Genomic DNA, 25,884 nt, shown 5'->3' with positions numbered 1-25,884 from the left:
CCAGGAGCGACCCGCGAGGCGAGGTGGGCGACGACCGCGTCCTCCATCGAGGACGTCACACAGAACCCCTTCCCGAAGGTCTCCACCGCCCACCGAAGGACATCCAGCGCGGAAGCGTCCTCCAGGTCCCGGCCCGCCTGCTCGGCCAGTTCTCTGAGACTCACGTCTTGAGTAGTGGTCATATCTCGTCCCCTCCAGCGGTGTTGGACTGAACACCCCGGGCCAGCAGCCCGAGGTACTTCAGCTGGAAGGCTCGGTTGCAGGCCCTGCATTCCCAGGCGCCGTGACCCGTCTCGTGGGGAAACAGGTCCTCGTCGCCGCAGTACGGGCAGTAGAACGGTGCGGCGCGCTCGCTCATGAGAGGCTCGCGTCGCTGGCGCGGCCGACCCAGGCGGCGAAGCGCTCGCCGTCCTCGCGCTCCTCCTCGAAGCGCTTGACGACCCGCTCGACGTAGTCGGGCAGACCGGCCGAGGTGACCTTCAGGCCGCGGACCTTGCGGCCGAAGCCGGCCTCCAGGCCGAGGGCACCGCCCAGGTGGACCTGGTAGCCCTCCACCTGGTTGCCGTCGTCGTCCAGGACCAGCTGGCCCTTGAGACCGATGTCCGCCACCTGGATACGGGCGCAGGCGTTCGGGCAGCCGTTGATGTTGATGGTGAGCGGCTCGGCGAAGTCCGGCAGGCGGCGCTCCAGCTCGTCGATCAGCGAGGCGCCGCGCGCCTTCGTCTCGACGATGGCCAGCTTGCAGAACTCGATGCCGGTGCAGGCCATCGTGCCGCGGCGGAACGGGGACGGCTTGACCCGCAGGTCCAGCGCCTCCAGGGCCGCGACGACCGAGTCGACCTGGTCGGCCTCGATGTCGAGGACGATCATCTTCTGCTCGGCGGTGGTCCGCAGGCGGCCGGAGCCGTGCTGCTCGGCGACGTCCGCGATCTTGGTGAGGGTGGCGCCGTCCACACGGCCGACGCGGGGCGCGAAGCCGACGTAGAACTTCCCGTCCTGCTGCTGGTGCACGCCGACGTGGTCGCGCCACTGGCCGCTGGGCTGCTCGGGCGCGGGGCCGTCGGTCAGCTTGCGCTTCAGGTACTCGTCCTCCAGGACCTGGCGGAACTTGGCCGCGCCCCAGTCGGCGACGAGGAACTTCAGGCGGGCGCGGGTGCGCAGGCGCCGGTAGCCGTAGTCGCGGAAGATCGAGATGACGCCCTCGTAGACGTCGGGGACCTCGTCCAGGGAGACCCAGGTGCCGAGGCGGACGCCCAGCTTGGGGTTGGTGGACAGGCCGCCGCCGACCCAGACGTCGAAGCCGGGACCGTGCTCGGGGTGGTTCACGCCGACGAAGGCGATGTCGTTGATCTCGTGCGCCACGTCGAGCAGCGGCGAGCCGGAGACCGCGGACTTGAACTTGCGGGGCAGGTTGGAGAAGTCCGGGTTGCCGACGATGCGGCGGTAGATCTCCTCGATGGCGGGCGTGCCGTCGATGATCTCGTCCTGGGCGATGCCGGCGACGGGCGAACCGAGGATGACGCGGGGCGTGTCACCGCAGGCCTCGGTGGTCGACAGGCCGACGGCCTCCAGGCGGCGCCAGATCTCGGGGACGTCCTCGATCCGGATCCAGTGGTACTGCACGTTCTGGCGGTCGGTGAGGTCGGCGGTGCCGCGTGCGAACTCCTCGGAGATCTCGCCGATGACGCGGAGCTGCTCGGTGGTCAGCCGGCCGCCGTCGATGCGGACGCGCAGCATGAAGTACTTGTCGTCCAGCTCCTCCGGCTCCAGGATCGCGGTCTTGCCGCCGTCGATCCCGGGCTTGCGCTGGGTGTACAGGCCCCACCAGCGCATACGGCCGCGCAGGTCGTTGGGGTCGATCGAGTCGAACCCGGCCTTGGAGTAGATGTTCTCGATGCGTGTCCGCACATTGAGACCGTCGTCGTCCTTTTTGAACTGCTCGTTGCCGTTGAGGGGCGTGTGGTGCCCGACGGCCCACTGGCCCTCGCCGCGGTGACGGCCGGTCTTGCGGCGCGCTGCGGCTGCGGGGGCGGCTGCGGGCGTTTCAGGGGTGGCGGCCATGGCGGGTACGTCCTTCTTCAACGGCTCTAGGTGGAGGCAGGGGGGAGCGGCGGCGCGCCCCTGTCACGCTGGAGTCTCTGAGCAGGTGTGGCCGATTTCCGCCCGTGTGTCGGGGTTGCCGACAGGCAGGGGGCGGCGTTGGCCTCAGGGGGCTTGCGGGTGATCGACGCGTCCGCGGCGGCGGGGACTGCGGCGATGTGCGGCGGGTGCTGGTTCCGTCAGCGGGCCGGACAGATGGCGCTGGACATGCGGCCGAGGTCGACGTGCCGCCGACTCACCAAGGCAATTCCAGCTCCATTCATGGCCGAAGCGTGTCATGTGCCGATTGGAGGAGTCCACTACTGTCCACGATCCGGACGATGTCGTCCCGGATCATGAGATGGCGTGACGGCCGTCACCTTCTTCACGCGCCGCTCGCGTGGTTCGGCCGCGGGCGGCCGCCCCGGCTTCGCGCCGCTGCGCCGGCCTCCGGCCGTCGGGCCCGGGCCGGGTTCCTGCCGCGGGCCGGCTGGGCCGCTGCGCGGGGCGAGGTCCCCTACCCGCCCTTCCACCTTCCCTGGGGGCTCCGCCTCCGGACCCCCACCCCGTCACCGCGCCCGGCCCCCGCACGCAGCCCCCCACGCGGCATCCCGCCCGGCCAGGGGAACGGCCCCGGCGGCACGCACCCCGCAACCCCGCCCGGCCAGGGCAACGGCCAGGGGCTACGCTCCGGGCCAGGGGCCCGGCGTCGGGGTTTCTTCCGTGGGTTCCGTTTCCGTCTTGAAGACCTTGAAGCCGCGGCGCCGGTAGTTGTCCATCGCCGTCGGGCCGTCCAGGCTGCACGTGTGGACCCACACCCGGCGGGTCGGCTCGCGGTCCGGCCAGCGGGACGCGAGGTCCCAGGCGCGGGCCGTGCCGACGCTCAGCAGGTGTCCGCCGATGCGGCGGCCCCGGAAGTCCGGCAGCAGCCCGAAGTACATGATCTCGACCACACCACCGGGCTGCGGGTCCAGCTCGACGTACCCCGCCGGGGTGCCCCGGTCGTACGCGATCCACGTCTCCACGCCCGGCCGCTCCAGCAGCTCCACCCACTCCGCGCGGGTCAGCGACAGCCGGTCGGTCCAGTGGATGTCCCCGCCCACCGAGGCGTACAGGAAGCGGCTCAGCTCCGGGGACGGGACCTCCGCGCGGGCGATGGTGATCTCCGTGCCCGGCACCGCCGCCGGAACGAGGTCCGACGGCGAGGTCATCTCGAGTGACCAGGTGGTGAGTGTGATGGTGTTCATGGCGTTCAGGGAATCACGGCCGCCCGGCCACGGCCCAGGCGGGCCCTGATCACCGCCGGGGCGGTGGAGTGGGGCAGCAGCCGGCCCGGATCCGCCGGGCGGATCAGCTCCACCTCCACGTCCTCCGCGAAGCGGTACGGCCGGTGCGTCAGCACCCCGGCCAGGTGCCGCCGCACCCGGGACAGCTCGGCGCGGACCGTCACCGTCCGCGTCGGGTCCCCGAACAGCTCGGCGGCCAGTTCCGCCGCCGAACGCCCCCGCGGGGTCTCCGCCAGCAGGAACAGCAGCTCCGCGTGGCGCGGGCTCAGCTCCTGGGACCAGCTGCCGGCGGCCCCGTACACGGTCGCCGACCAGGACCGGGGCCGGCTCAGGTCCAGCACCACCCGGCTCACCGCCGGCGCGGCGCTCCGCGCCTCGGCCAGCCGCAGCAGCCAGCCGCCGGGCAGCGGCTCCGCCACGCAGTCGCCCAGCTGCGCGACCCACACCGGCCCGGGGCCCAGCCCCTTCGGCAGGGCGACCCGGTCGGCGGGGGCCAGACCCGTCACCGCCGCCGTCCAGCCGTGCGGGTCCACGGCCACGGCGCGCCCGGGCAGCCGGGCCAGCAGCGGGGCCGCCACCGCCCGCAACCGCTCCAGGGACTCCAGGTGCCGCACCCGCAGCTCCCGCTCGGCGAGCCGGGCCACGGAGCTCACCCAGGCCAGGGTCGCCGGGTGCATGGTGGCCAGCGGCCCGCTGACGTCGACGACCCCCAGCAGCCGGCCGTCCCGCGGGTCGTGCACGGGCGCCCCCGCGCAGGTCCACTCGTGGTGGCTGGAGACGAAGTGCTCCGCCGAGAAGACCTGGACGGGCCGCCGCGTCACCAGCGCGGTGCCCACCCCGTTCGTGCCGACCACGGCCTCGTCCCAGTCGGCCCCCACAGCGAACCCCAGCCGGTCCGCCTTGCGCAGGATCGACCGGTGCCCCTCCCGCCACAGCAGCCGCCCGTCCGCGTCGGCGACGACCATGATGTGCAGAGCCTCGTCCAGCGCGGGCAGCAGCCCCTCGCGCAGCACCGGGAGGACCTCCCGCAGCGGGGAGACCTGCCGGCGCTCCTCCGTCTCGGCGGCGGACAGCATCCGCGAGCGGGCGTCCCGGTCGGGGTGCACCCCGCCGGCGAGCATCCGCCGCCAGGATTCGGCGATCTCGGGGCGGGGGGCGGCCGGCGGCCGGTCCCCGGCCAGCGCCGCGGCCCGTACGCCCTTCAGCAGGCGCGTCGCCTCCCGCGCGTCCATGGCCGAGATGCGCGCCACGTCGACCGCGCTGCCTGCGGTGTTGGCCACCGGAACCTCCCCGTGCTGAACAGGACGTACTGCGCAAGCCGCCCCCCGCGGCGCACCCGCGTACTTCCCGGGCACATGCGGCGGGCGAATTCCGAGCCGTAAGGAATGCAGGGTTGCAACGGTATGCAACCCTCGCCAACCCCCGGTCACCCGACCGAAACTATCGGCACGCCGCCGAGCGGCGTGACAGCTCCTTCCTCGGGGCTCTTGGACCAGGGGTGGCGCCGAGTCGGCGCGGCGCCACCCCCGGTCCCACCTCCACGGGCTCGGATCCGGCGCTGAGCGCTCCGGCGGCCGCGTAATGGTTTGGGGACCAGCGCGGCCCGGGAGCACGGTGGTTTGGGGACCGCCGTCAGCCCGTGATCCGCGCCCGTGCCACCACGCCCGCCAGGTCGAGGCTGTGCGGCAGCGTTCCGAAGGCCGCCCCCCAGTCACCGCCGAGCCGGGACGCGCAGAACGCGTCCGCCACCTCCGGCGGGGCCCAGCGGACCAGCAGCGAGCCCTGCAGCACCAGGGCCATCCGCTCCACCACCCGGCGGGCCCGGGCCTCGATCCCTTCGAGGTCGGCCAGCTCCGTCAGCAGGTTCTTGATCGCCGCGTCCAGCCGGTGGTCGGCGCCCCGGGCCAGCCCCACTTCCCGGAGGAAGGCGTTCAGGGCCTGCGGCTCCCGCTGGAGCGCGCGCAGGACGTCCAGGGACTGCACGTTGCCCGAGCCCTCCCAGATGGAGTTCACCGGGGATTCGCGCAGCAGTCGCGGCAGTCCGGACTCCTCGACGTAGCCGTTGCCGCCCAGACACTCCAGGGCCTCCGCCACCATCGGCGTACACCGCTTGGTCACCCAGTACTTCGCGGCGGGCACCGCGAGGCGCAGGAAGGCCCGCTCCTGCTCGGTCCCGGCGTCGTACGCGGCCGCGAGGCGCAGCGTCAGCGCGGTGGCCGCCTCCGACTCCAGGGCGAGGTCCGCGAGGACGTTGCGCATCAGCGGCTGGTCGATGAGCGGTGCTCCGAAAGCAGAGCGGTGCTCCGCGTGGTGGACGGCCTGCGTCAGCGCCTGCCGCATCAGCGAGGCCGAACCGATCACGCAGTCCAGCCGGGTCGCCGCGACCATCTCGATGATGGTCCGCACCCCGCGGCCCTCCTCGCCCACCCGCCGCGCCCACGTCCCGGAGAACTCGATCTCGCCCGACGCGTTCGACTTGTTGCCCAGCTTGTCCTTCAGCCGCTGGATCGCGAACGCGTTCCGCGTCCCGTCCGGCAGCACCCGCGGCACCAGGAAGCAGGTCAGCCCTCCCGGCGCCTGCGCCAGCACCAGGAAGCCGTCCGACATCGGCGCCGAGCAGAACCACTTGTGCCCGGTCAGCACGTACTCCCCGGACGCGTCCAGCGGAGCCGCCGCCGTCGTGTTCGCCCGTACGTCGCTGCCCCCCTGCTTCTCCGTCATGCCCATCCCGAAGAGCACCCCGGCCTTCTGCCCGGCCGGCCGCAGCCCCTCCTCGTACACGTGCGAGGTCAGCCGCGGCTCCCACTCCGCCGCGAGCTCCGGATCCATCCGCAGCGCCGGCACCGCGGCGTGCGTCATCGAGACCGGGCAGCCGTGCCCCGCCTCGGCCTGCGACCACAGGAAGAAGCCCGCCGCGCGCCGCAGGTGCCCGGCCGGACGGCCCCAGGCGTCCGTCAGCCCGGCGCCGACCGCCTCCCCGAGCAGCCGGTGCCACGACGGGTGGAACTCCACCTCGTCGATCCGGTTCCCGTACCGGTCGTGCGTCCGCAGTATCGGCGGGTTCTCGTTCGCCTCCCGGCCCCACCGCTGGGCCTGCGCCGAACCGGCGGTGCGCCCGAGCGCGGTGAGCTCCTCCCGTACCTCGTCGCGGAGTTCGGGGGCCGCGTCGGCGAGGTGCCGCTCCACGCCCTCGGTGAGGGCCCGGTCGCCGAGGTACACCTCGTACCCGACGAGCGGAGGGGCCTGGTTGCTGACTGTGTGGGTGGTGGCTGCCATGCGGATACCGTAAGGACGTGCAGCCAGCAAAAGAAACACCCGAGGGGATCCCGGTACGGCCGGGAAGGCTCCACCGGGCCCGCGCCCTCTACCGCAACGTCTCCAAGCGCAAGATGGGCTGGCTGCTCCTCAAAGACACCGTCAACTCGTGCATCGAGTACCGGATCCTCGGTCTCGCCGCCGAAGCGGCCTTCTTCACCCTCCTCTCCCTGCCCCCGCTCTTCCTCGGCCTGCTCGGCCTCCTCGGCTACGTGGACGGCTGGACGAACACCCAGTCCGTGGCCAGCATCGAGGAGAACATCCTGCGCGCGGTCGGCACCGTCCTGTCCGACCGGGGCGTCAACGACATCGCCAGACCCATGCTCGACGACGTCACCAGCCGCGGCCGCCCCGACCTGATCTCCCTCGGCTTCGCCTTCGCCCTCTGGTCGGGCTCCCGCGCCGTCAACGTCTTCATCGACACCATCACCGTCATGTACGGGCTCGACGGGCAGCGGGGCATCGTCAAGACCCGGCTCCTCGCCTTCCTCCTCTACGTGATCGCCCTGCTCATCGGCGCGATCGTGCTGCCGCTGATGGTCGTCGGACCCGACGCCGTCGTCCGCCTGGTGCCCTGGAGCACGGAGGTGATCGCCGTCCTCTACTGGCCGGTGGTCACCCTGCTCTCCATCGCCTTCCTGACGACGCTCTACCACGTGTCCGTCCCCGTCCGCTCGCCGTGGATCGAGGACGTGCCGGGCGCGCTGGTCGCGCTCGCGATGTGGGTGCTCGGATCGTTCCTGCTGCGGATCTACCTGACCAACACGGTGGAGGGCCCCACGATCTACGGGTCCCTGGCCGCGCCCGTCGCGATCCTCCTGTGGATCGGCATCTCGGCCTTCGCCGTGCTCGTCGGCGCCGCCGTCAACGCCGCGATCGACCGGGTCTGGCCCTCGGTGGCCACGGCCGCCGCCCGCGAGGCCAACGAGCGGGTCCGCGAGGCCGAGGCCGCCCAGCTCGTCGCCCGCGCCGCCGCCTGGCGGGCCCTCGCCGAGGGGGAGTCCGAGGACGACGAGGACGCCGGGATGCCCTCGGAGTTCCCCGAACGCTGGTCGAACTTCCTGCCGCCCGACGACTACACCTCCCGCCTGCGCAAGCACTGAGGCCCTGGCCGGAGAACACGGCCTAGGCTGGCGGTGTGTACGAGGAAGCGCCGTCCAGGGCCGTCCCCGGAGCCGTGCTCTGGCGGGCCGACGGGCCCGGCGGGGTGGTGCTGCCCGACGGGTGCATGGACCTCCTCTGGATCGGGGGCCGGCTGCTGGTCGCCGGCCCCGACACCGGCCCGCACCCCGCCGGGGAGGTCCCCGGCCGCGCCTTCGCCGGACTCCGCCTCGCGCCCGGCACGGCCCCCGCGCTGCTCGGCGTACCGGCCCACGAGCTGCGCGACCGGAGGACCGAGCTGGCCGACCTGTGGCCCGGCGCCGAGGTGCGCCGGCTCACCGAGCGCACGGCCGCGTACGGGGACCCGTGCGCGGCCCTCGAAGCGCTGGCCCGGACCCGCCTCGACGCCGTCGGCCCGCCCGACCCGCTCCCCGCCGAGGTGACGGCCCGGCTCCGGGCCGGACAGCCGGTCGCCTCGATCGCCCGGGCCGTCGGCCTCGGCGAGCGCCAGCTGCGCCGGCGCTCGCTCGACGCCTTCGGGTACGGGCCCCGGACCCTGGGCCGGGTGCTGCGCCTCCAGCGGGCGCTGGCCCTGGCCCGGCGCGGGATACCGCAGGCCGACGTGGCCTGCGCCGCCGGGTACGCCGACCAGGCGCACCTGGCCCGCGAGGTGCGCGCGCTGGCCGGTACCACCCTCGGGGCCTACACGGCGTCGGCAGGCGCGAACAGCGAGACCCCGCAGCCGTCCGGGTCGAGCACCACCGCGTAGCGCTGGCCCCAGAAGGCGTCCCAGGGCTTCAGGTGCCCCTCGTACCCGGCGCCCGTCAGCTCCGCGTACAGCGCGTCCACCTCCGCGGGGGACTCGCACAGAAATGCGAGCTCCCGGCGCTGCCCGGCGCGCTGCGGGGTCCAGGACGGATCGAAGGACCGGACGACCTCCTCGGTGTCCCATCCGATCCGCAGCCCGCCGGGCAGCACGGCCTCGACGTGCGGCTGTGCGTCGGCACCGGCCGGGACGTCCAGGCCGAGCCGGCGGTAGAAGGCGAGCGAGGCGGCCATGTCGGAGACGACCAGGCCGATCATGTCGAGTCGTGGAGTCGTGCCCGCAGGCTAGGCACGCCGCCGTCCGGCGGTCTTGAAGGAAACGGACATCGGCCCGGGGCTCCACCCCCGGGTGGAGGGCGGAGCTCCACCCGGGATCCACCCCGGCGCCGATCACGGCGGCCCGGTCCGCTCCTAGCGTGGAGCGCATGGACGCCGCACGTCTTCTCGTCACCGCCCTCGTCATCGCCGCGCCATGACCGTGTGGCGGGAGCCCGACGGGACCCCGTGGGCCAAGGGCAACCGGGCCGTCCTCGCGCTGTTCGCGCTCTCCCTCGCCACCCGCGCCGCCCTGGCCCTGCTCGGCCACGCCGGCGGCATCGCCCCCCACACCGGGGCGCTGCTGCTGACCCTCGCCGCCTGGACCCTGGCCCAGGGCCTGGTCCTGGCCGCCCGGACCCGCCCTGTCCCGCTGCCCGCATGATCCACACGGCGCCTCTAGAGTGGGCCGGATGCCGATACCGCGCCCGCTGCCCCAGGTCACGACCACCCACGTCAGGGTCGCCGTGCAGGTAGCGCTCCTCGGCTGGTTCCTGCACGGCATGCTCACACCACCGCCCGGCGCCGCCGCCCTCGCCTGCGGCCTCGCCGGGCTCGGCCTGATCGTCCTCGGGCTCACCGCCCTCGACCGGACCCCGGCCGCTGCCGCCGCACTCGGAGCGGGGCTCGCCGCCGCCTGCGCGACCGGGCTGCTGGCACCCGGCACCCCGTGGGTCGTCCTCGTCTTCGCCGTCTGCGGCTTCGCCGCCGCCCGCCAGGGCACGACCGCCCCGCGCCCTCGCCAAGGGCGGCCTGGAGGAGACCCGCCGGGCCGTCGCCGTACTGCGCGGCGACGCCCCCGCCCCGCAGGAGGCCCTCGCCGGCCTGGCCGAGGAATACCGCCGTGCGACCGGCTCCGCGTGCGCCCTCACCGTCACCCCCGGCCCGCGCCCCCTGCCGCCCGAGGCGGCCCTCGCGGTCGTCCGCACCGCCCAGGAAGCCCTGACCAACGCCCGCAGGCACGCCGCCGGGGCCGGCGTCGAGATCACCCTGTCCTACCCGGCGGAGCGCTGGGAGCTGTGCGTCACCGACTCCGGGGGCGCCGGCCCGGGCCCGCACGCCGCCTCCGGGGGCGGGTACGGGCTCGTCGGGATGGCCGAACGGGCCGAACTCATCGGAGCCGCCCTCGACGCCGGGCCGTCCGGCACCGGCTTCCGCGTCCGGCTGGAAGGACCCCTGTCACCGTGACCGAGCCCGACACCCCGATCCGCGTGGTCGTGGCCGACGACCAGACCGTCGTACGGGAGGGCCTCGTGCTCCTCCTCGGCCTGCTCCCCGGCACCGAGGTGGTCGCCTCCGCCGCCGACGGCGTCGAAGCGGTCCGGCTCGTCGCCGAACACGCCCCCGACGTGGTGCTGATGGACCTGCGCATGCCCCGCGTGGACGGGGTGGAGGCCACCCGGCTGATCACCGGGAACCACCCCGGCACCGGGGTCGTCGTCCTCACCACGTACAGCGACGACGAGTCCGTGCTGGCCGCCCTCAGGGCCGGGGCCCGCGGCTACCTCACCAAGGACGCCGACGCGCAGGAGATCGCCCGCACGCTCGCGGCCGTACGGGCCGGTGCGACCAGCCTGGGGGCGGCGGCCCAGGAACGCCTGGTGGCCGCGGCCATGGCCGCGGATCCGCCGAGCGGTCCCCGCACGGGCCTGCCCGGCGGCCTGACGGCCCGTGAGGGGGAGGTGCTCACGCTGATCGCGGAGGGGCACTCCAACTCCGAGATCGCCCGGCGGCTCACCATCGGCGAGTCCACGGTCAAGACGCACATCAACAACCTCTTCGCCAAGACCGGTGTCCGCGACCGCGCCCAGGCCGTCCGCTACGCCTACCGCAACGGCCTCGCGGGAGCCGGACCTTAATTCGGTGGTCCGGCCGGCCGGGCCGGGCTAGGGTTCCGGAGGAACGGCACGCGGCGTCCGGCCGCGGCCGCCTTGAGCAGCAGGAAGCAGGAGGTGAGGACAGTGATGGCTGTCACCGTGATGGGCACTGCCCGCATTCAGGAGTTCATCATCGTTTCCATTCCTGTGGTCTCCGGCTGACCTCACATCCTCCGCACCGCCGCCGAGCGGGTGCTGCCGGGGCCACCCTGTGAAGGGTCCCCCTTGACTTCCTCTTCCTTCTCCTCCTCCCGGTCCCCCGCCTCCCTCGCCACGTTCGGCTGGGACGAGGCCTGGGCCGCAGAGTTCGCCCCGTACGCCGCCGAGGGACTCGTCCCGGGCCGCGTCGTGCGGGTCGACCGGGGCCAGTGCGACGTGATGACCGAGGACGGCGTGATCCGCGCCGACACCGCGTTCGTCACCCCCCACGACCCGCTCCGGGTCATCTGCACGGGCGACTGGGCCGCCGTCGAGACGACCGGCAACCCGCGCTACGTGAAGGCGTACCTGCCGCGCCGGACAGCCTTCGTACGGTCCACCTCCTCGCAGCGTTCCGAGGGGCAGATCCTCGCCGCCAACGTCGACCACGCCATCATCGCGGTCTCGCTCGCCGTCGAGCTCGACCTCGGCCGCATCGAGCGGTTCCTCGCGCTGGCCTGGGAGTCGGGGGCGCAGCCGCTGGTCGTCCTGACCAAGGCGGACCTCGTCCCGGACCCGGCCGCCCTGGCCTACCTGGTCCAGGACGTGGAGACCACCGCTCCGGGTGTCCAGGTGCTCACCGTCTCCTCCCACACGGGGGAGGGCACCGACGTACTCGCCGCGGTCGTCGCCGGAGGCACGAGCGTGCTGCTCGGCATCTCCGGCGCGGGCAAGTCCACGCTGGCGAACGCGCTGCTCGGCGCGGACGTCATGGACGTCCAGGAGACCCGCGAGGTCGACGGCAAGGGCCGCCACACCACCACCACCCGCAACCTGCTCGCCCTGCCGGGCGGGGGCGTCCTCATCGACACCCCTGGGCTGCGCGGCGTCGGGCTCTTCGACGCGGAGGCGGGGGTGGGGCAGGTCTTCTCGGAGATCGAGGAGTACGCCGAGCAGTGCCGCTTCCACGACTGCGCGCACGAGGCGGAGCCGGGCTGCGCGGTGCTCGCGGCGGTGGCAGGGGGCGCGCTCCCGGAGCGCCGCCTGGACAGCTACCGGAAGCTGCTGCGCGAGAACCAGCGGATCGTCGCGAAGACGGACGCCCGGCTGCGGGCGGAGATCGCGCGGGACTGGCGCATGAAGTCGGCGGTGGGCCGCGCGAACTACGCGGCGAAGCGGGGCCGCTAGCCCCTGCCCTGGCCGGGCGGGGGTTTGTTCGGACCGTGTCGGCCCGCGGCCGGGCGGGGGTTCGGACCGTGTCGGCCCCTGCCCCGGCCGGGCGGGGGTTCGGACCGCGTCGGCCCCTGCCCGGCCGGGGCATGCCGCTGCGCGGGGCCGTCCCCTACCCGCCCTTCCACCGTTCCCCGGGCTCCGCCCGGACCCTTCTGGGGGCTCCGCCCCAGGACCCCCGCGCCTCAAACGCCGGCGGGGCTGAAATCAGCCCCGCCAGCGGCAGCGCGGTGTCTTGAGCCGCGCCCGGCGACTGAGGGCGAGAACGGTTGAAGGGCGGGGAGGGGCCGGCCCCGCGCAGCGGCCCACCAGCCACACACGACCCACCGGCCCCGGCCACCCGAACCGGCCCCGCCCCGGACCCGCCGGCCGGAGGCGCAGCGGCGCGGAGCCGGGGAGGCCGCCCGCGGCCGAGCCTCGCATGCGGCGCGTCAGGAGGAGAGAACCGTGCCGAGCCACGCCGCCGTCACCGCGAGGCACGCGAACAGCTCCACCAGCACGCTCGTCCCCACCGCCCGCATCACCGCCCGGACCGACGCCCACGCCTCCCCGTGCGTGCCCAGCCGGCGTCGTTCGCACAGGTAGATGCCGCCCACGAACCCCGGCACCGCCCCCACCACCGGCAGCAGGACGAAGCCCGCCACCGCGCCCGCGCCCGCGTACGCCGCCATCCGGCGGGTGACCCCGATGCCCCGCAGCCGCCTCGGCGGCAGCTGCCACTTCACCACCTGCACCACCAGCAGCAGGGCCGTCGAGGCGACCAGGACCGCCCAAGCGGCCGCGGACCGCTCGTGCAGGGACCACCACAGCAGCCCCGCCCAGACCAGCCAGGTCCCCGGCACCCCCGGGACCAGTACTCCCAGCACCCCGAGCAGCAGCACCAGGCCCACCAGGAGCAGCTGCGGCAGATCCATGCGCCCAGCGTGACCGACCCCCGGCTATCGGGCCACCCAGCCCCGTTCGTAGGCGTGCCAGCCCAACTGGAGCCGGGTCGTCACGCCCGTCAGCTCCATCAGCCCCTTCACGCGCCGCTGGACGGTCCTCAGGCCGAGTTCCAGGTGCTTGGCCACGCTCGCGTCCGTCATCCCCGCCAGCAGCAGGGAGAGGATCTCCAGGTCGGTGGTGTCGGGTCCGCCGTCGCCCTCCTCGGGGTGGCCCGTGGCGCCCAGCCGCAGCGGGAGGGACTCCCGCCACACGGCCTCGAAGAGGCACCGCAGCGATTCGAGCAGCCCCGACGCGTGCACCACCAGGGCCGCCGGCTCCGCCCCGCGGGCCGTCAGCGGGACCATGGCGAGGGCGCCGTCCGCGATCAGCAGCGTCGTGGGCACCGCCGCCGACACCCGGATCCGTTCACCGCGGGCCAGCCGGCTGGAGGCCTCCCGCATGCCGGTGGGCACGGCGAGCAACTCGCGTTCGATGACGACCCGGTACTCGACGCCCCGTACGGCCGCCCGGTCCCCGTCCCCCTCGTCCGGGCCGGAACGCGTCCGGGGCCTGCCGCTGACCAGGGCGCAGACCTCCCGCTCCGCGCCCAGCCGGAGCTGCTGGAAGCGGTGGGCCACGGCGCTCGCGCCCGTCACCACCTCCACCAGGTCGTGCACCGCCGGTTCGGCCGCCTCCGCCCGGTAGTCCCGCGCCAGCAGCGCCGCGGCGAGCTCCGCCCGGTCCAGTTCGTGCCGCTGCCGGGTCAGCAGGGCCCCGAGGGCGACGCCCGGCGGCGCCGCCACCCAGCGGCCCGGGTGCGCCGAGGACCGGGCCGCCAGTCCGCGGCGTTCCAGGTGCCGCAGGGCCCGTTCCGTCTGCGGGACCGGCAGGGTCAGCCGGTGTGCCAGGTCGGGCACCTCCGCCGCCCCCAGTGCCACCAGCGCCCGGTACGCCGATTCCTGGCCCTCGTCCAGGCCTATCGCTCCCAGCAACCCGTCCACCCCACTCCCCAGAGCCGTTCCTGGCGGGAAGCGGCCACGGCGCAAACCCGCCGACGCCATCTTCGCCGTATCCCCCGCCCATCCGCCAAGGTGACGCCGCCTCAGCGCCAACATCCTCCGGGAATCGGCGGTTTGCGGGGCACATGCCCGGGTTTCGAGCGGGGAGGGCGGTACGTTCGGCATCGCGAACGGGGCCCGATGGGCCCTTTTCCCGGATTCGGGGTTTTCCGCCGCCCGCTCGCGCCCAGAATGGGGGCATGAGTCAGCAGGGCGCGAAGGACTGGTGGCAGAAGCTCTACGAGGACCCCGACGCGGGTCCCGCCCCCGACCCGGGGGACACCCTGGACCAGCGTTTCCGCTCGGCGTCGGTCCTGGTGACGGATCCGGCCCCGTCCGAGCCGTCCCTGCCGGGACCCCGCCGGGAGCCTCCGGCGGTCGCGGGGGAGGCCGAGCGGGCGTCGGTGCCGGCGCAGGGCCCGCCGCCCGCGCCCGCCGTCGCCCCGCCGCCCGTCCCCCCGCCGCCGGTGCCGCCTCCCGCGCCTCCCGCCCCTCCCGTTCCGCCGCCCCCGCCCGTGCCGCCCGCGGGGGTGGCGCCGGCCGTACCGCCGCCACCGCCCGGGTACCGGGCCGCCGTGCCCCCGCCGGATCCGCGGGTGGCCGGGGAGACGGTGTACGCGCAAGGGGACGTGGCCGTGCCGCCGGCTCCGGGTGCGGGGACGGTCCCGGCGCCCGAACGGCCCGAGGTGCGCCACCTCGGCGACCGCGCCCCCACCTACGCCGCCGAGCCGGGTGCGCTGCCCGCCGCCGACCCGGCCGCGCTGGACTTCCTGACCCCGGACACCGTCCTGGAGGGCGCCCGCTACGGCACGTACACCCTGCGGGCCGCCTCCCTGCGCGGGGACTCCGCCCGCTACCGGGGCGAGGCCCGGCGGGACTTCCTGCTCACCGCCCGGTTCGGCACCGGTGACGAGGCCCTCGTGCTGGTGGTGCTGGCCGGCGGGGACCGGGCCGCCCCCGGCGCCCGGGAGGCCGCCGCCGAGCTCGGCCACCTCGTCGCGGCGGCCGTCGGGCGCAGCCGGGAGCGGCTCGCCGACGACATCCGGGCCGGCCGGCGCGAGGCCCTGCTGTCGGGGCTCCAGCGCCTCACCGACCGGGGCTACGGGCGGCTGCGGGCCCGCGCCGCCGAGCTCGGGCTCGCCGAGGAGGCGTACACCGCCGGGCTGCGCGGGCTCCTGCTGCCGCTGGACCCGGACTGCCCCAACCGGATCTGCTTCGGCGCGGGTGCCGGCGGGCTGTTCCGGCTGCGCGCGGGCCGCTGGCAGGACCTGGAGGAGGACGGGGGCACGGTCGGCGGCACCGGCTTCCGGTTCCGCGCCTCCGTGGCCCGCCCGGGTGACACCCTGCTGCTCTGCTCCGGCGGCCTGGCGGAGCCCATGCGGGAGGAGAGCCTGCTCCCGGCCGAGCTCTCCGCCCGCTGGTCGCAGGGGGAGCCGCCGGGCCTGGCGGCCTTCCTCGCCGACACCCAGCTCCGCCTCAAGGGCTACGCCGACGACCGGACGGCCGCCGCGCTCTGGGAGGCGTAACCGCACGGGACGTGCGTGGATGGAAGACGCACACGGCCAGGCCCTGTCCGGGCGGTCTTCGCGGCCCGTGAAGACCGCCCGGACAGGGCCTGGCGGGGAACCGGAGAGGGCGTCCTTCCATGGCCAGGCAGAACGTGGCGGAGCAGTTCGTGGACATCCTCGTGCGCGCGGGCGTGCGCCGGATGTACGGGGTCGTCGGCGACAGCCTGAACCCGGTCGTCGACGCGATCCGCCGCACGGGCGGCATCGAGTGGATCCAGGTCCGCCACGAGGAGACGGCGGCGTTCGCGGCGGGCGCCGAGGCCCAGATCACCGGCCGGCTCGCCGCCTGCGCGGGCTCCTGCGGCCCCGGCAACCTCCACCTGATCAACGGCCTGTACGACGCGCAGCGCTCCATGGCCCCCGTCCTGGCCCTCGCCTCGCACATCCCCTCCGGCGAGATCGGGCTCGGCTACTTCCAGGAGACCCACCCCGACCAGCTGTTCCGCGAGTGCAGCCACTACAGCGAGCTGATCTCCAACCCGGCACAGATGCCGCGGCTGCTCCAGAGCGCCGTCCAGCACGCCATCGGCCGCGGCGGCGTCAGCGTCGTCGCGCTGCCCGGGGACATCGCCGCGCAGCCGGCCCCGGAGAAGGCGGTGCAGCACGCCCTGGTGACGGCCCGGCCGACCGTACGGCCGGGCGACGGGGAGATCGAGAAGCTGGTCCGGCTGATCGACGAGGCCGACCGGGTCACGCTGTTCTGCGGCAGCGGCACCGCCGGCGCGCACGCCGAGGTGATGGAGTTCGCCGGCCGGGTCAAGGCCCCCGTGGGCCACGCCCTGCGCGGCAAGGAGTGGATCCAGTACGACAATCCCTACGACGTCGGCATGAGCGGCCTGCTGGGGTACGGCGCCGCCTACGAGGCCACGCACGAGTGCGACCTGCTGGTCCTGCTCGGCACGGACTTCCCGTACAACGCCTTCCTCCCCGACGACGTGAAGATCGTCCAGGTGGACATCCGCCCCGAACGCCTCGGCCGCCGCTCCCAGTTGGACCTCGCTGTGTGGGGAGACGTGCGGGAGACCCTGCGCGCGCTGAACACGCGGGTGCGGCCGAAGGAGGACCGCCGCTTCCTGGACCGGATGCTGAAGAAGCACGCGGACGCGCTGGAAGGGGTGGTGAAGGCGTACACGCGCAAGGTGGAGAAGCACACGCCGATCCACCCCGAGTACGTGGCGTCCGTCCTCGACGAACTCGCGGACGACGACGCCGTGTTCACCGTCGACACGGGCATGTGCAATGTGTGGGCGGCGCGCTATCTTTCCCCGAACGGCAAGCGGCGCATCATCGGCTCCTTCAGCCACGGCTCCATGGCCAACGCACTCCCGCAGGCCATCGGCGCACAGTTCACGGACCGCCGCCGTCAAGTGGTGTCCATGTCCGGTGACGGCGGTTTCTCGATGCTGATGGGAGATTTCCTCACCCTGGTGCAGTACGACCTGCCCGTCAAAGTGGTTCTCTTCGACAACTCCTCCCTGGGCATGGTGGAGTTGGAAATGCTGGTTTCCGGCCTTCCCTCGTACGGAACGACCAACCGGAACCCGGACTTCGCCGCGATCGCCCGCGCGGCGGGCGCCTACGGGGTCCGGGTCGAGAAGCCCAAGCAGCTCACGGCCGCTTTGAAGGATGCCTTCCGGCACAAGGGGCCCGCGCTGGTGGACGTGGTGACGGACCCCAACGCGCTGTCGATCCCACCGAAGATCAGCGCCGAGATGGTGACCGGATTCGCACTGTCCGCCAGCAAGATCGTGCTGGACGGCGGCGTCGGCCGGATGATCCAGATGGCTCGATCCAACCTCCGCAACGTGCCCAGGCCCTGAGCCCGAAGGAGTGCGGACCGTCGCCGGGGGCATGCATTCCGTAGACCTGTTCGAGACCACGGGCAGCGCGATACGGGGAGGTATGTCGCCGTGCGGGTGGGGGCGAGGACCGGGAAGACGTGGAGGACCGGGCGGCCGGTGGCGCGGGAGCCGTCGGCGGGCGGCGAGCAGGACGGCGCCGAGATGGCGCGCAGTGTCCGCCGGGCCGACCTGAAGGCGGTGGGCGAGGTCCGCCGGGCCCTGCGGGAACTGCTGCGGCACCGCTGCCGGGGCGAGACGGCCGAGGTGGCGGAACTGCTGATCACCGAGGTCGTCACCAACGCCCTCGTCCACACCGGGCAGGGCGCCGAGGTGTCCGCGACCGTCCGGGCCGGCCGGCTCAGGGTCGAGGTCCGCGACCACGCCGCGCGCCTGCCCCGCGCGTACGTACCGTCCGCCGACGACGGTACGCACGGACGGGGGCTGGTCCTGGTGCAGGCGCTGGCCGACGCCTGGGGCGTGGACCCGCTCGCGATGGGGCGCGGCAAGGTGGTCTGGTTCGAGCTCGGGGCGACGGCCGCGGCCACGGGCGCGGCCCGGGCCTGAGCGTGCGGAGGCGGGGCGCCCCGGGGGTGCCCCGCCTCCGTGCTCGTGCGGTCCGGTCAGCCGAACTGCTGCTCCAGGTCCTTCAGTTTGCGCTCCAGGGAGTCGAGGCGGGGGATCGTCTGGGTGTCGTCCTCGGCGGTGAGGTCCACCGTCCGGGGCCCGGACGGATCAGGGGATTCGGTTCCGTTCACGGCCTGCAGTGAGGGCCTTCGGCGCAGGGGCAGCTGTCCCGCTTCCGATATGGCCGGCTCCGCGCCGACCGGCGCGGAGCCCGTCCCGGGGGTCAGCCCCGGCAGGTCGACCTGACGCGCCCGGGCCCGCCCGAACGCCCTGTGCTGCCGGCCCAGCGCCTTGATGCGGGCGCGGTCCAGGCGGTGCTGTTCCCGCCTGCGGTGCCGGTCCTGTTCGCGCTCCTTCTTGTCCTCGCGCACCTCGTCCACGGCCTCGTCGAGGGTGCGCACCCCCTCCAGGAGCATCAGCGACCAGGCGCCGAAGGTCTCCCGGGGTGCCCGCAGCCAGCGGACCATGCGGATCTGCGGCAGCGGGCGCGGGATCAGGCCCTGTTCGCGCAGGGCCGCGCGGCGGGTCTGCTTGAGGGCCCGGTCGAAGAGCACCGCCGCCGAGAGCGACATCCCGGCGAAGAACTGCGGTGCGCCGTCGTGGCCCGTGCCCCGGGGGGCGTGGACCCAGTTGAACCAGGCCGCCGCCCCGGCGAAGAGCCAGACCAGCATCCGGGAGCCGAGGGCCGCGTCGCCGTGGCTGGCCTCGCGGACGGCGAGCACCGAGCAGAACATGGCGGCGCCGTCGAGGCCGAAGGGGACCAGGTACTCCCAGCCGCCGGAGAGGTTGAGGTTCTGCCGGCCGAAGCCGACGAGCCCGTGGAAGGAGAGCGCGGCGGCCACCGCCGCGCAGCAGAAGAGCAGGACGTACGAGGCGGTCCCGTAGACGGCCTCCTTGCGGCGGCGGCGTTCCTCGCTGCGTTCCCAGCTGTCGTCGGCCGCGGCCTTCTCGCCGTCACGCTTGCCCCGGGCCACCACCGCCACTGCCGCAAGCACGCCCAGGATCAACAGGCTGCCGGGCAGCAGCCAGTCCAGCGATATGTCGGTCAGTCTCATGCGGATGTCCCTTGCCTCGCGTATGCGGCTTTCCGGGCGCCATAGTGGCGCAGCCGGTCAGTGGTGCACGTGGGTTTCGGGGCAAGTGGACGCCATCGGGGGGCGGGTCCCGTCGGATAGGGTGTTGTGGGTCGAACTGGCGCTCGTGTGCGCCGAGTTGAGTTCGAATTCACTTCATCCGCACGGGTGGGTTCAGCCGTCGGCCGCCGTGAGCCGGGTGACGCGGTCCGCGTCGCAGGTGCGCGGGCAGGTCGTACAGGTGTCCTCCGGGCGGATCGTGTAGAAGAAGCAGCAGCTCGCCCGGTCCCGGGTGGTGAGCTCCGCCCCGCCGGGGCCGGCGAGGGTGCGGAAGCCGGCGGCGCCGGTGTACGGGGCGAGCGCGCCCGGCAGCAGCAGCTCCAGCTCGCGCACGGCCCGCCGCTCCTCGCCGAGCAGGCTCCCCAGGTACCAGAGCCCCTCGACCACCTCGTCGGCGACCATCGCCCACAGGGCGCGGCGGCCGCGCCGCATCCGCGGGCCGAAACCTTCCAGCAGCGGTCCGAGGTGCTGGGCCACCGCTGCCCGCACCTCCTCGCGCAGGGCCTCCTCGCCGGGCACGACCCGCGCCCCGGGGAGGCCGGCCGCAGGGTCGTCCGGCAGGCAGGCGAACTCCTCGACGCGTACGGACATCACCCCCCGGGTCCGGTGGAAGGCCACCCGGTCCACGGGCAGCCGGGGCACCCGGCGCTCCAGGAACCACGGGACGGTGATCAGCAGGCAAGCCGGCCAGGCGTACCGGTGGAGGCCGAACCCGGCCACCACGTCGGGCCGCGCCCGGCGCCCGTAGTCCCGCAGCACCTGGGCCTCGTCCCACGCGAGGTGGGTGTCCAGGGCCGCTCCGCCCGCCGCGAGCTCGTGCGCGCCGACCCAGCCCACACCGCGAGGGAGGGGTTCGTGCGCGCCGCGCTCCTCGACCCGCAGGCCCGGGTAGGCGGCCGCCAGGCGCTCGTACGCGTGCGCCACCGGAGAGCCGGCCGGGGCGGGTGCGGACGGGAGCAGGGCGGGAAGAGCCGAGCCGGGCATGGCGGACCACCGAATCACGCGTCGTCAGGAAAGGTAAGCCTTACCTTAGACGATCTCGGGGGGTGGGGGAATCCCGGGTCGCGTCGGGCTCGCGTCCGGATCGCGTCCACGACGCCCGTGAGCCCGTCACCTATCCTCGGAACCGGTCGAGACCCGGAGGAGGACCGAGTGCACGGAGCGGCCCACGCCCCGGTGTCGGAGTGCGAGGCGGTGGGGGAGTCCCTGATCCCGGCGCAGAAGGTGTTGCGCCATTCGGTGCGGGGGCAGGTCCTCGACGCGCTGCGCGCGGCCCTCGTGGACGGGGAGCTGGTGCCGGGGGAGATCTACTCGGGCCCCGCGCTCGGCGAGCGGTTCGGGGTCTCCGCGACCCCCGTCCGCGAGGCGATGCAGCAGCTCGCGCTGGAGGGCGCGGTGGAATGCCTGCCCAACCGGGGCTTCCGGGTGCTGACCCGCACCCCCCGCACCCGGGCGGAGCTGTCCGAGGTCCGGGCCCTGATCGAAGTCCCGGTGATGCTCCGGCTGGCCCGGACCGTGCCCGCCGGGACCTGGGAGTCCCTGCGGCCGGCCGCCCTTGCCGCCGCGGAGGCCGCCGCCGAGGGGGACCTGCCGCGGTACGCGGAAGCCGACCGGGCCTTCCACCGGGCGGTGCTCTCCCTGTCGGGCAACGCCCAGCTGACGCAGATCGCCGAGGAACTGCACCGGCGGGCCCAGTGGCCCCTGCCGGACGCTCCGCGGGTGCGGCGGGCCGACCTGGTGGCCGATGCGGCCGAGCACTCGGCGCTGCTGGACGCGCTTGTCGCGCGCGATCTCTCCGCCGTCGAGTCCCTGGTCCGGGCCCACTTCGCGGGCGCGTAGCCGCCGGGGCGCTGCCGCCGGGGTACCGCTGCGCGGGCTGCTCCCCGCCCCGTCCTTCATCCTCCCCCAGACTCCGTCCGGGGGGACCCCCAGGCCTCAATCGCCGGCTCGGCTTCACCCGACACCGGGCTACCGCCCCGCGCCTCAATCGCCGGCGGGGCCGCACTGAGCCCGTCGGCGATCGAGGCGCGGGGTCTGGGGCGGAGCCCCTGGGAACGGCGGAAGGGCGGGTAGGGGACGGCCCCGCAGGGAGCCCGGCCCCCGGCGGGCCGCGCGGCCGGGGCCGCTGCGCGCCGGGAGGCCCTCCCGGACCCCGCCCCGCAGGGCGCCGACCCGCACTCCCGGACCCCGCCCGGCAGGGCTACGCCGCGGGGGACAGCTGGTCCGCCAGCCAGGTGGGGATGCCGCCCAGGAGGTGGAACAGCCGGCGGGCCTCCGCGCGGAGCCGGGCGGCCTCGGGTTCCGGTTCGACCTCGGCGAGGGCCGCCAGTGCCGGCGCGGTGCCGACCAGGAACCCCAGGTCCTCCCGGATCCGCAGGGACTCCGCGAAGCCCTTGCGGGCCTCGGCGACCTCGCCGTCCCGCAGCGCCAGCGCGGCCAGGTGGCGCCAGGTGAAGGACAGCAGCAGGGTGTCCCCGTGGGCCACGGCCCCCGCGTGCGCGCGGTCGTACGCCGGCCGGGCCGCCTGCGGGGCGTCCGCCAGGTGTTCCGCGACCAGGCCCCGCCGGAAGTCAAGCAGCGGGCGCGTCCGCGACCCCGGGGACAGCAGCGCGGCCGCGCGGCCCAGCGCCGAGCGGGCCTCGTCGGCCCGGTCCCTTACGCCGAGCACGGTCGCCGCGTACGCCAGCTGGCCCCGCTCGCACGCCGCCGCGCCCCGCTCGTCGTCGTCCCGGGCCACGGCCTCGGCCGCCCGCAGCGCGTCCTCCGCGTCGGACCAGCCCTGGCCGGTGAACAGGCACCGCTCCACCAGGAGCGCGGTCCGCTGCACCGCCGCTCCCGCACCGTGCGCGTGCGGCGTCAGCAGGGCCGCCGCGTCCGTCCAACAGCCGCGCGAGCGCAGCCGCCATATCGCCCGCTGGAGGGGGTCGTCGCCCCCCGTTGATCCCGCACCGGACATGGCGGTATCCGCCACATTGCCCTCCCCGAAGCAACCAAGCAGCACGTCGTTGAGCCCTGGGGCGAAATGAGAGCACGGATCGGCTGCCTCGGCCAAGGGGTCGGGTGAACTCTTTCACAAAGTCCGGACGGCTCGTCAGCCGCCCCCGCCCGCCCCTTCCGGGGAGTGCGCAGATGAGAGGGCCGGGGTCAGCTCATACGCAGGGCCAGGAAGAAGTCGAGCTTGTCCTCCAGGCGCGAAAGGTCGCGCGCCGTCAGCTGCTCGATTCGCCCGACCCGGTAGCGCAGCGTGTTGACGTGCAGGTGCAGCCGGGTCGCGCAGCGGGTCCAGGAGCCGTCGCAGTCCAGGAACGCCTCCAGGGTCGGGATGAGCTCCGCCCGGTGCCGGCGGTCGTAGTCCCGCAGCGGGTCCAGCAGGCGGGCCGTGAAGGCGCGGCGGACGTCGTCCGGCACGAACGGCAGCAGCAGGACGTGCGAGGCCAGCTCGTGGTGGCCGGCCGCGCAGACCCGGCCGGGGCGGGCCGCCGCGACCCGGCGGGCGTGCCGGGCCTCCTCCAGCGCCCCGCGCAGCCCCTCGGCGGAGTGCACGGCCGCGCTGACGCCGAGGGTGAGCCGGCCGTCGTCGGCCAGACCGGCCGCCAGCGGCTCGCGTACGGCCGCCAGGAGCGCGTCGGCGTGCAGGGCGGAGTCCGGGCCCTTGTCCTCGCCGGCGTCCCCGGAGAGGGCGGGCAGCGGCACGAGGGCGATCGCCTCGTCACCCGCATGGGCTACCGCGATCCGGTCGGACGGCTCGGGCCCGGCCATCGACGGGTCGACGAGGATCTCCTCCAGCAGCGACTGGGCCACCGGGCCGCCGGGGATGTCCCCGCCGTCCCAGTCCACCCGCGCCACGACGACCTGCCAGTGCGGCGCCGAGCCCAGCCCGGGCAGCAGCACCGGGGCCGCGACCCGCAGGCGGGCGGCGATCTCGGCGGGCGGGGCGCCCGTCTGGACCAGCTCCAGCACCTCCTGCGCCAGCCGGCGGCGCACCGTGCGGGCCGCGTCGCGGCGGTCCCGCTCGACCGCGATGAGCTGGGTGACGCCCTGGAGCAGGTCCAGGCGCTCGGCGGGCCAGTCGCCCGCGTCCGCCTCGACGGCCAGCAGCCAGTCCGACAGCACGCTCTCGCGCACGTCGCGGGTGGCCTGACCTGGGCCGCGACCGTGTCCCCTGATCGGGAACAGGGAGTACGTAATACCCTGGATGGACATCCGGTGCGGGCCCCTGCGGCCCGTCCGGACCGCCGCGAGGTGTTCGCTCGCCAGCGTCGCGCAGATGCCCGGCGCCAGCGGCTCGCCCGCTCCGGCGATCTGCCGGCCGGTGGGGGAGAGCACCCAGGCCCGCAGATCGAGGTCCGTGGTGAGCAGATCCAGCACCACATCGGGTCCGCCGCCCGCGGGGCCCGAGGTCATCAGACGCCGGTGGCGGTCCACGACCGCCGCGAGGTCGCCCGCGCGCTCCCCGGAGACCTGCCGCACCACGTACTCCGTGATGGTGGCGAATGCAACGTCCTCGTTCACCGCGAAGAGCGGCAGCCTGTTGCGGACGCAGGCCGAAACCAGGTCGTCCGGGATGTCTCCCAGTTCCGCTTCGCCGGCCGCGAGGCCGGCCACCCCCGCGCTCGCGAGGATTCGTACGAATGGCTCGGAGTCGGCTGAATTTCTTCGCCATGCCAGGCCGGTGAGGACAAGTTCTCCCCCCGTCAGATATCGGCTGGGATCCCTCAGGTCGGTCGTCATGACCCCGCGGACCGTCCGGTCGAGTTCTTCCTCGCCGCCCAGCAGCCGCAGCCCCAGCGCCTCGGTTTCCAGCAGTGCGCGCAGCCGCATGATGTCGCCGCCGATCTGTCTCGATGTTGCCGTTGGAAATCGGGCAGGTCGTCGCATCCTGCCTTTCATACGAATCTACAAGACGAAGGAGGGCGCCAGCCAACTCCTTCATGGTTTCGGTGACTGCACCCGAGGGACACCGGGCTTGTGTACTGGCTCCACACCGCGTTAACAGCACGTGAACGACCAGTCGAGGGCCTTCGGCCTCCTGGCTTGAAGTGAACGACCCGATTAAGAAGAAGAGAGCCGCACATGGACTTCCTTCGCCCCGCCAGCTGGGAGGAGGCACTCGCCGCCAAGGCCGAGTACCCCACAGCTGTGCCGATTGCGGGTGGCACCGACATCATGGTCGAGATCAACTTCGACCACCGCCGTCCGGAATACCTCCTGGACCTCAACCGCATCGAATTGCTGCGGGAGTGGGAGGTCGGCGAGGAGGTCACCAAGCTCGGCGCCTCCGTCCCGTACACCCAGATCATGGAGAACCTGCGCGCGACGCTGCCGGGTCTCGCGCTCGCCTCGCACACGGTCGCGTCCCCGCAGATCCGCAACCGCGGCGGCGTCGGCGGCAACCTCGGTTGCGCCTCGCCCGCCGGTGACTCCCACCCCGCCCTCCTGGCCGCCGGCTGCGAGGTCGAGGTCGAGTCGGTGCGCGGCTCCCGCCTGATCCCGATCGACGAGTTCTACACCGGTGTGAAGCGCAACGCGCTCGCCGCCGACGAGCTCATCAAGACGGTCCACATCAAGAACGCCACGGGCCCCCAGCAGTACTCGAAGGTCGGCACCCGCAACGCGATGGTCATCGCCGTCTGCGGCTTCGGCCTCGCGCTGCACCCCGACACCCGCACCGTGCGTACGGGCATCGGTTCGGCCGCCCCGACCCCGGTCCGGGCCAAGGCCGCCGAGGAGTTCCTGAACGCCGCGCTCGAAGAGGGCGGTTTCTGGGACAACGGCAAGGTCATCACCCCGTCGATCGCCAAGCAGTTCGGTGACCTCGCCTCCGCGGCGTGCAACCCGATCGACGACGTCCGCGGCACGGCGAAGTACCGCCGTCACGCGGTCGGCATCCTTGCTCGCCGCCAGCTTGTCTGGACCTGGGAGCAGTACCGCGGCACCAACGGCCGCTCGCTTGAAGGGGCTGCGTAACCATGCGCGTCAATTTCACTGTCAACGGTCGTCCGCAGGAAGCCGACGACGTGTGGGAGGGCGAGTCCCTCCTCTACGTCCTGCGTGAGCGCCTGGGCCTGCCCGGCTCCAAGAACGCGTGCGAGCAGGGCGAGTGCGGTTCCTGCACCGTCCGCCTCGACGGCGTGCCGGTCTGTTCCTGCCTGGTCGCGGCCGGCCAGGTCGAGGGCCGCGACGTCGTGACCGTCGAGGGCCTGGCGGACTTCGCCAAGCAGCGCGACGAGCACGGCCACTCCTGCGGCACCGGCGCGTGCGGCGGCAAGGGCGGCGTCTCCACGGACGAGGCCAAGCAGTGGTCCGCCAAGGGCACCGACTCCCAGACCGGTGAGGGCGCCGCGCTCTCCAACATCCAGCAGGCGTTCATCGACGCCGGCGCGGTCCAGTGCGGATTCTGCACCCCGGGTCTGCTGGTCCAGGCCGACGCTCTCCTGGAGCAGAACGCCGACCCGTCCGACCAGGACATCCGTGAGGCCCTGTCCGGCAACCTCTGCCGCTGCACGGGCTACGAGAAGATCCTCGACGCGGTCCGCCTCGCGGCCGCCCGTCAGGGAGAGGCGGTCTGAT

25 protein-coding genes and 1 pseudogene are annotated in these 25,884 nt (G+C 74.1%); 12 read left to right on the top strand and 14 right to left on the bottom strand.

Annotation, left to right across the window (positions count from 1 at the left end):
- The 7 genes and pseudogenes from ACZ597_RS33250 to ACZ597_RS33220 form a co-directional block, all read right to left on the bottom strand.
- Positions 1-263, bottom strand: a pseudogene (locus tag ACZ597_RS33250) (hypothetical protein); the annotation flags it as partial.
- A complete protein-coding gene (locus ACZ597_RS33245) occupies positions 179-358 on the bottom strand; it encodes a hypothetical protein (protein WP_125815005.1) in 180 nt (59 codons plus the stop codon). The gene ACZ597_RS33245 and the pseudogene ACZ597_RS33250, both read right to left, overlap by 85 nt.
- On the bottom strand, positions 355-2,061 hold the full coding sequence (locus ACZ597_RS33240; protein WP_471338669.1) for a nitrite/sulfite reductase: 1,707 nt from the start codon (positions 2,059-2,061) through the stop codon (positions 355-357). Before ACZ597_RS33240 ends, ACZ597_RS33245 begins: the two co-directional genes overlap by 4 nt.
- A 218-nt stretch (positions 2,062-2,279) precedes the next feature.
- Complete coding sequence (locus tag ACZ597_RS33235) at positions 2,280-2,363, bottom strand: putative leader peptide (RefSeq protein ID WP_312847410.1); 84 nt, start codon at positions 2,361-2,363, stop codon at positions 2,280-2,282.
- Positions 2,364-2,762: 399 nt separating this feature from the next.
- The gene (locus tag ACZ597_RS33230; RefSeq protein WP_471338667.1) at positions 2,763-3,326 is read right to left on the bottom strand and encodes a GNAT family N-acetyltransferase; all 564 of its coding nucleotides are present in this window, start codon (positions 3,324-3,326) and stop codon (positions 2,763-2,765) included.
- A 5-nt stretch (positions 3,327-3,331) separates the two neighbouring features.
- A complete protein-coding gene (locus ACZ597_RS33225; protein WP_471338677.1) occupies positions 3,332-4,597 on the bottom strand; it encodes a GAF domain-containing protein in 1,266 nt (421 codons plus the stop codon).
- 400 nt (positions 4,598-4,997) lie between these two features.
- A complete protein-coding gene (locus ACZ597_RS33220) occupies positions 4,998-6,641 on the bottom strand; it encodes an acyl-CoA dehydrogenase family protein (protein WP_471338665.1) in 1,644 nt (547 codons plus the stop codon).
- A 17-nt stretch (positions 6,642-6,658) separates the two neighbouring features.
- On the opposite strand from ACZ597_RS33220, the gene ACZ597_RS33215 reads away from it, so the two are divergent.
- Both ACZ597_RS33215 and ACZ597_RS33210 read left to right on the top strand, forming a co-directional pair.
- Positions 6,659-7,783: a YihY/virulence factor BrkB family protein gene (locus tag ACZ597_RS33215; RefSeq protein ID WP_469117320.1), complete on the top strand. Its 1,125-nt coding sequence runs from the start codon at positions 6,659-6,661 to the stop codon at positions 7,781-7,783.
- 35 nt (positions 7,784-7,818) lie between these two features.
- Positions 7,819-8,550 carry a helix-turn-helix transcriptional regulator gene (locus ACZ597_RS33210; RefSeq protein ID WP_471338663.1) on the top strand — a complete coding sequence of 244 codons (732 nt, stop codon included), beginning with the start codon at positions 7,819-7,821 and terminating at the stop codon, positions 8,548-8,550.
- Here ACZ597_RS33210 and ACZ597_RS33205 read toward each other — a convergent pair.
- On the bottom strand, positions 8,484-8,864 hold the full coding sequence (locus ACZ597_RS33205; RefSeq protein ID WP_471338661.1) for a VOC family protein: 381 nt from the start codon (positions 8,862-8,864) through the stop codon (positions 8,484-8,486). The two genes, ACZ597_RS33210 and ACZ597_RS33205, sit on opposite strands and share 67 nt — an antisense overlap.
- Positions 8,865-9,078: 214 nt before the next feature.
- On the opposite strand from ACZ597_RS33205, the gene ACZ597_RS33200 reads away from it, so the two are divergent.
- The 4 genes from ACZ597_RS33200 to rsgA all read left to right on the top strand — a co-directional run bounded on the left by ACZ597_RS33200 (position 9,079) and on the right by rsgA (position 12,124).
- The gene (locus tag ACZ597_RS33200; protein ID WP_471338659.1) at positions 9,079-9,306 is read left to right on the top strand and encodes a hypothetical protein; all 228 of its coding nucleotides are present in this window, start codon (positions 9,079-9,081) and stop codon (positions 9,304-9,306) included.
- Between the two features lie 218 nt (positions 9,307-9,524).
- The gene (locus tag ACZ597_RS33195; protein ID WP_471338675.1) at positions 9,525-10,109 is read left to right on the top strand and encodes a sensor histidine kinase; all 585 of its coding nucleotides are present in this window, start codon (positions 9,525-9,527) and stop codon (positions 10,107-10,109) included.
- On the top strand, positions 10,106-10,780 hold the full coding sequence (locus ACZ597_RS33190) for a response regulator (RefSeq protein ID WP_471338657.1): 675 nt from the start codon (positions 10,106-10,108) through the stop codon (positions 10,778-10,780). The genes ACZ597_RS33195 and ACZ597_RS33190 overlap by 4 nt, the downstream gene beginning before the upstream one ends.
- A 243-nt stretch (positions 10,781-11,023) precedes the next feature.
- The gene (gene rsgA / locus ACZ597_RS33185; protein WP_471338655.1) at positions 11,024-12,124 is read left to right on the top strand and encodes a ribosome small subunit-dependent GTPase A; all 1,101 of its coding nucleotides are present in this window, start codon (positions 11,024-11,026) and stop codon (positions 12,122-12,124) included.
- Positions 12,125-12,597: 473 nt separating this feature from the next.
- On the opposite strand, the gene ACZ597_RS33180 is transcribed toward rsgA, so the two are convergent.
- Positions 12,598-13,080: a DUF456 domain-containing protein gene (locus tag ACZ597_RS33180; protein WP_471338653.1), complete on the bottom strand. Its 483-nt coding sequence runs from the start codon at positions 13,078-13,080 to the stop codon at positions 12,598-12,600.
- Between the two features lie 24 nt (positions 13,081-13,104).
- Complete coding sequence (locus ACZ597_RS33175; protein WP_471338673.1) at positions 13,105-14,082, bottom strand: helix-turn-helix domain-containing protein; 978 nt, start codon at positions 14,080-14,082, stop codon at positions 13,105-13,107.
- Positions 14,083-14,348: 266 nt separating this feature from the next.
- Here ACZ597_RS33175 and ACZ597_RS33170 point away from each other — a divergent pair, with 266 nt between their 5' ends.
- From ACZ597_RS33170 to ACZ597_RS33160, 3 genes are all read left to right on the top strand, one after another.
- Positions 14,349-15,674: a protein phosphatase 2C domain-containing protein gene (locus ACZ597_RS33170; RefSeq protein WP_471338651.1), complete on the top strand. Its 1,326-nt coding sequence runs from the start codon at positions 14,349-14,351 to the stop codon at positions 15,672-15,674.
- 119 nt (positions 15,675-15,793) lie between these two features.
- Positions 15,794-17,536: a pyruvate dehydrogenase gene (locus ACZ597_RS33165; RefSeq protein WP_471338649.1), complete on the top strand. Its 1,743-nt coding sequence runs from the start codon at positions 15,794-15,796 to the stop codon at positions 17,534-17,536.
- Between the two features lie 138 nt (positions 17,537-17,674).
- Complete coding sequence (locus ACZ597_RS33160) at positions 17,675-18,121, top strand: ATP-binding protein (protein ID WP_471338647.1); 447 nt, start codon at positions 17,675-17,677, stop codon at positions 18,119-18,121.
- 56 nt (positions 18,122-18,177) lie between these two features.
- On the opposite strand, the gene ACZ597_RS33155 is transcribed toward ACZ597_RS33160, so the two are convergent.
- Positions 18,178-19,236 (bottom strand): DUF2637 domain-containing protein, encoded by a 1,059-nt coding sequence (locus ACZ597_RS33155; RefSeq protein ID WP_471338645.1) that lies wholly within the window; start codon positions 19,234-19,236, stop codon positions 18,178-18,180.
- A gap of 192 nt (positions 19,237-19,428) precedes the next feature.
- A complete protein-coding gene (locus ACZ597_RS33150; RefSeq protein ID WP_471338643.1) occupies positions 19,429-20,298 on the bottom strand; it encodes a (2Fe-2S)-binding protein in 870 nt (289 codons plus the stop codon).
- A gap of 117 nt (positions 20,299-20,415) precedes the next feature.
- Between ACZ597_RS33150 and ACZ597_RS33145 the strand changes: the two genes are divergently transcribed.
- Complete coding sequence (locus tag ACZ597_RS33145) at positions 20,416-21,153, top strand: GntR family transcriptional regulator (RefSeq protein WP_471338641.1); 738 nt, start codon at positions 20,416-20,418, stop codon at positions 21,151-21,153.
- Positions 21,154-21,514: 361 nt separating this feature from the next.
- On the opposite strand, the gene ACZ597_RS33140 is transcribed toward ACZ597_RS33145, so the two are convergent.
- Positions 21,515-22,270 (bottom strand): hypothetical protein, encoded by a 756-nt coding sequence (locus tag ACZ597_RS33140; RefSeq protein ID WP_471338671.1) that lies wholly within the window; start codon positions 22,268-22,270, stop codon positions 21,515-21,517.
- A 188-nt stretch (positions 22,271-22,458) separates the two neighbouring features.
- Positions 22,459-24,135 (bottom strand): PucR family transcriptional regulator, encoded by a 1,677-nt coding sequence (locus ACZ597_RS33135; RefSeq protein WP_471338639.1) that lies wholly within the window; start codon positions 24,133-24,135, stop codon positions 22,459-22,461.
- Between the two features lie 252 nt (positions 24,136-24,387).
- Between ACZ597_RS33135 and ACZ597_RS33130 the strand changes: the two genes are divergently transcribed.
- Both ACZ597_RS33130 and ACZ597_RS33125 read left to right on the top strand, forming a co-directional pair.
- A complete protein-coding gene (locus tag ACZ597_RS33130; protein ID WP_471338637.1) occupies positions 24,388-25,281 on the top strand; it encodes an FAD binding domain-containing protein in 894 nt (297 codons plus the stop codon).
- Between the two features lie 2 nt (positions 25,282-25,283).
- Positions 25,284-25,883: a (2Fe-2S)-binding protein gene (locus ACZ597_RS33125; protein WP_471338635.1), complete on the top strand. Its 600-nt coding sequence runs from the start codon at positions 25,284-25,286 to the stop codon at positions 25,881-25,883.
- Position 25,884 lies beyond the last annotated feature (1 nt).

It is taken from the genome of Streptomyces sp. NPDC040718 (assembly GCF_055593565.1).
The sequence above is the reverse complement of the archived record's forward strand: the minus strand, read 5'-3'. Positions and strand labels throughout refer to the sequence as shown.

Coding starts and splice junctions, on each gene's coding strand:
- ACZ597_RS33245 (WP_125815005.1), bottom strand. CDS start 358: ATGAGCGAGCGCGCCGCACCGTTCTACTGCCCGTACTGCGGCGACGAG.
- ACZ597_RS33240 (WP_471338669.1), bottom strand. CDS start 2,061: ATGGCCGCCACCCCTGAAACGCCCGCAGCCGCCCCCGCAGCCGCAGCG.
- ACZ597_RS33235 (WP_312847410.1), bottom strand. CDS start 2,363: ATGAATGGAGCTGGAATTGCCTTGGTGAGTCGGCGGCACGTCGACCTC.
- ACZ597_RS33230 (WP_471338667.1), bottom strand. CDS start 3,326: ATGAACACCATCACACTCACCACCTGGTCACTCGAGATGACCTCGCCG.
- ACZ597_RS33225 (WP_471338677.1), bottom strand. CDS start 4,597: ATGGACGCGCGGGAGGCGACGCGCCTGCTGAAGGGCGTACGGGCCGCG.
- ACZ597_RS33220 (WP_471338665.1), bottom strand. CDS start 6,641: ATGGCAGCCACCACCCACACAGTCAGCAACCAGGCCCCTCCGCTCGTC.
- ACZ597_RS33205 (WP_471338661.1), bottom strand. CDS start 8,864: ATGATCGGCCTGGTCGTCTCCGACATGGCCGCCTCGCTCGCCTTCTAC.
- ACZ597_RS33200 (WP_471338659.1), top strand. CDS start 9,079: ATGACCGTGTGGCGGGAGCCCGACGGGACCCCGTGGGCCAAGGGCAAC.
- ACZ597_RS33180 (WP_471338653.1), bottom strand. CDS start 13,080: ATGGATCTGCCGCAGCTGCTCCTGGTGGGCCTGGTGCTGCTGCTCGGG.
- ACZ597_RS33170 (WP_471338651.1), top strand. CDS start 14,349: ATGAGTCAGCAGGGCGCGAAGGACTGGTGGCAGAAGCTCTACGAGGAC.
- ACZ597_RS33165 (WP_471338649.1), top strand. CDS start 15,794: ATGGCCAGGCAGAACGTGGCGGAGCAGTTCGTGGACATCCTCGTGCGC.
- ACZ597_RS33155 (WP_471338645.1), bottom strand. CDS start 19,236: ATGAGACTGACCGACATATCGCTGGACTGGCTGCTGCCCGGCAGCCTG.
- ACZ597_RS33150 (WP_471338643.1), bottom strand. CDS start 20,298: ATGCCCGGCTCGGCTCTTCCCGCCCTGCTCCCGTCCGCACCCGCCCCG.
- ACZ597_RS33140 (WP_471338671.1), bottom strand. CDS start 22,270: ATGTCCGGTGCGGGATCAACGGGGGGCGACGACCCCCTCCAGCGGGCG.
- ACZ597_RS33135 (WP_471338639.1), bottom strand. CDS start 24,135: ATGCGGCTGCGCGCACTGCTGGAAACCGAGGCGCTGGGGCTGCGGCTG.
- ACZ597_RS33130 (WP_471338637.1), top strand. CDS start 24,388: ATGGACTTCCTTCGCCCCGCCAGCTGGGAGGAGGCACTCGCCGCCAAG.
- ACZ597_RS33125 (WP_471338635.1), top strand. CDS start 25,284: ATGCGCGTCAATTTCACTGTCAACGGTCGTCCGCAGGAAGCCGACGAC.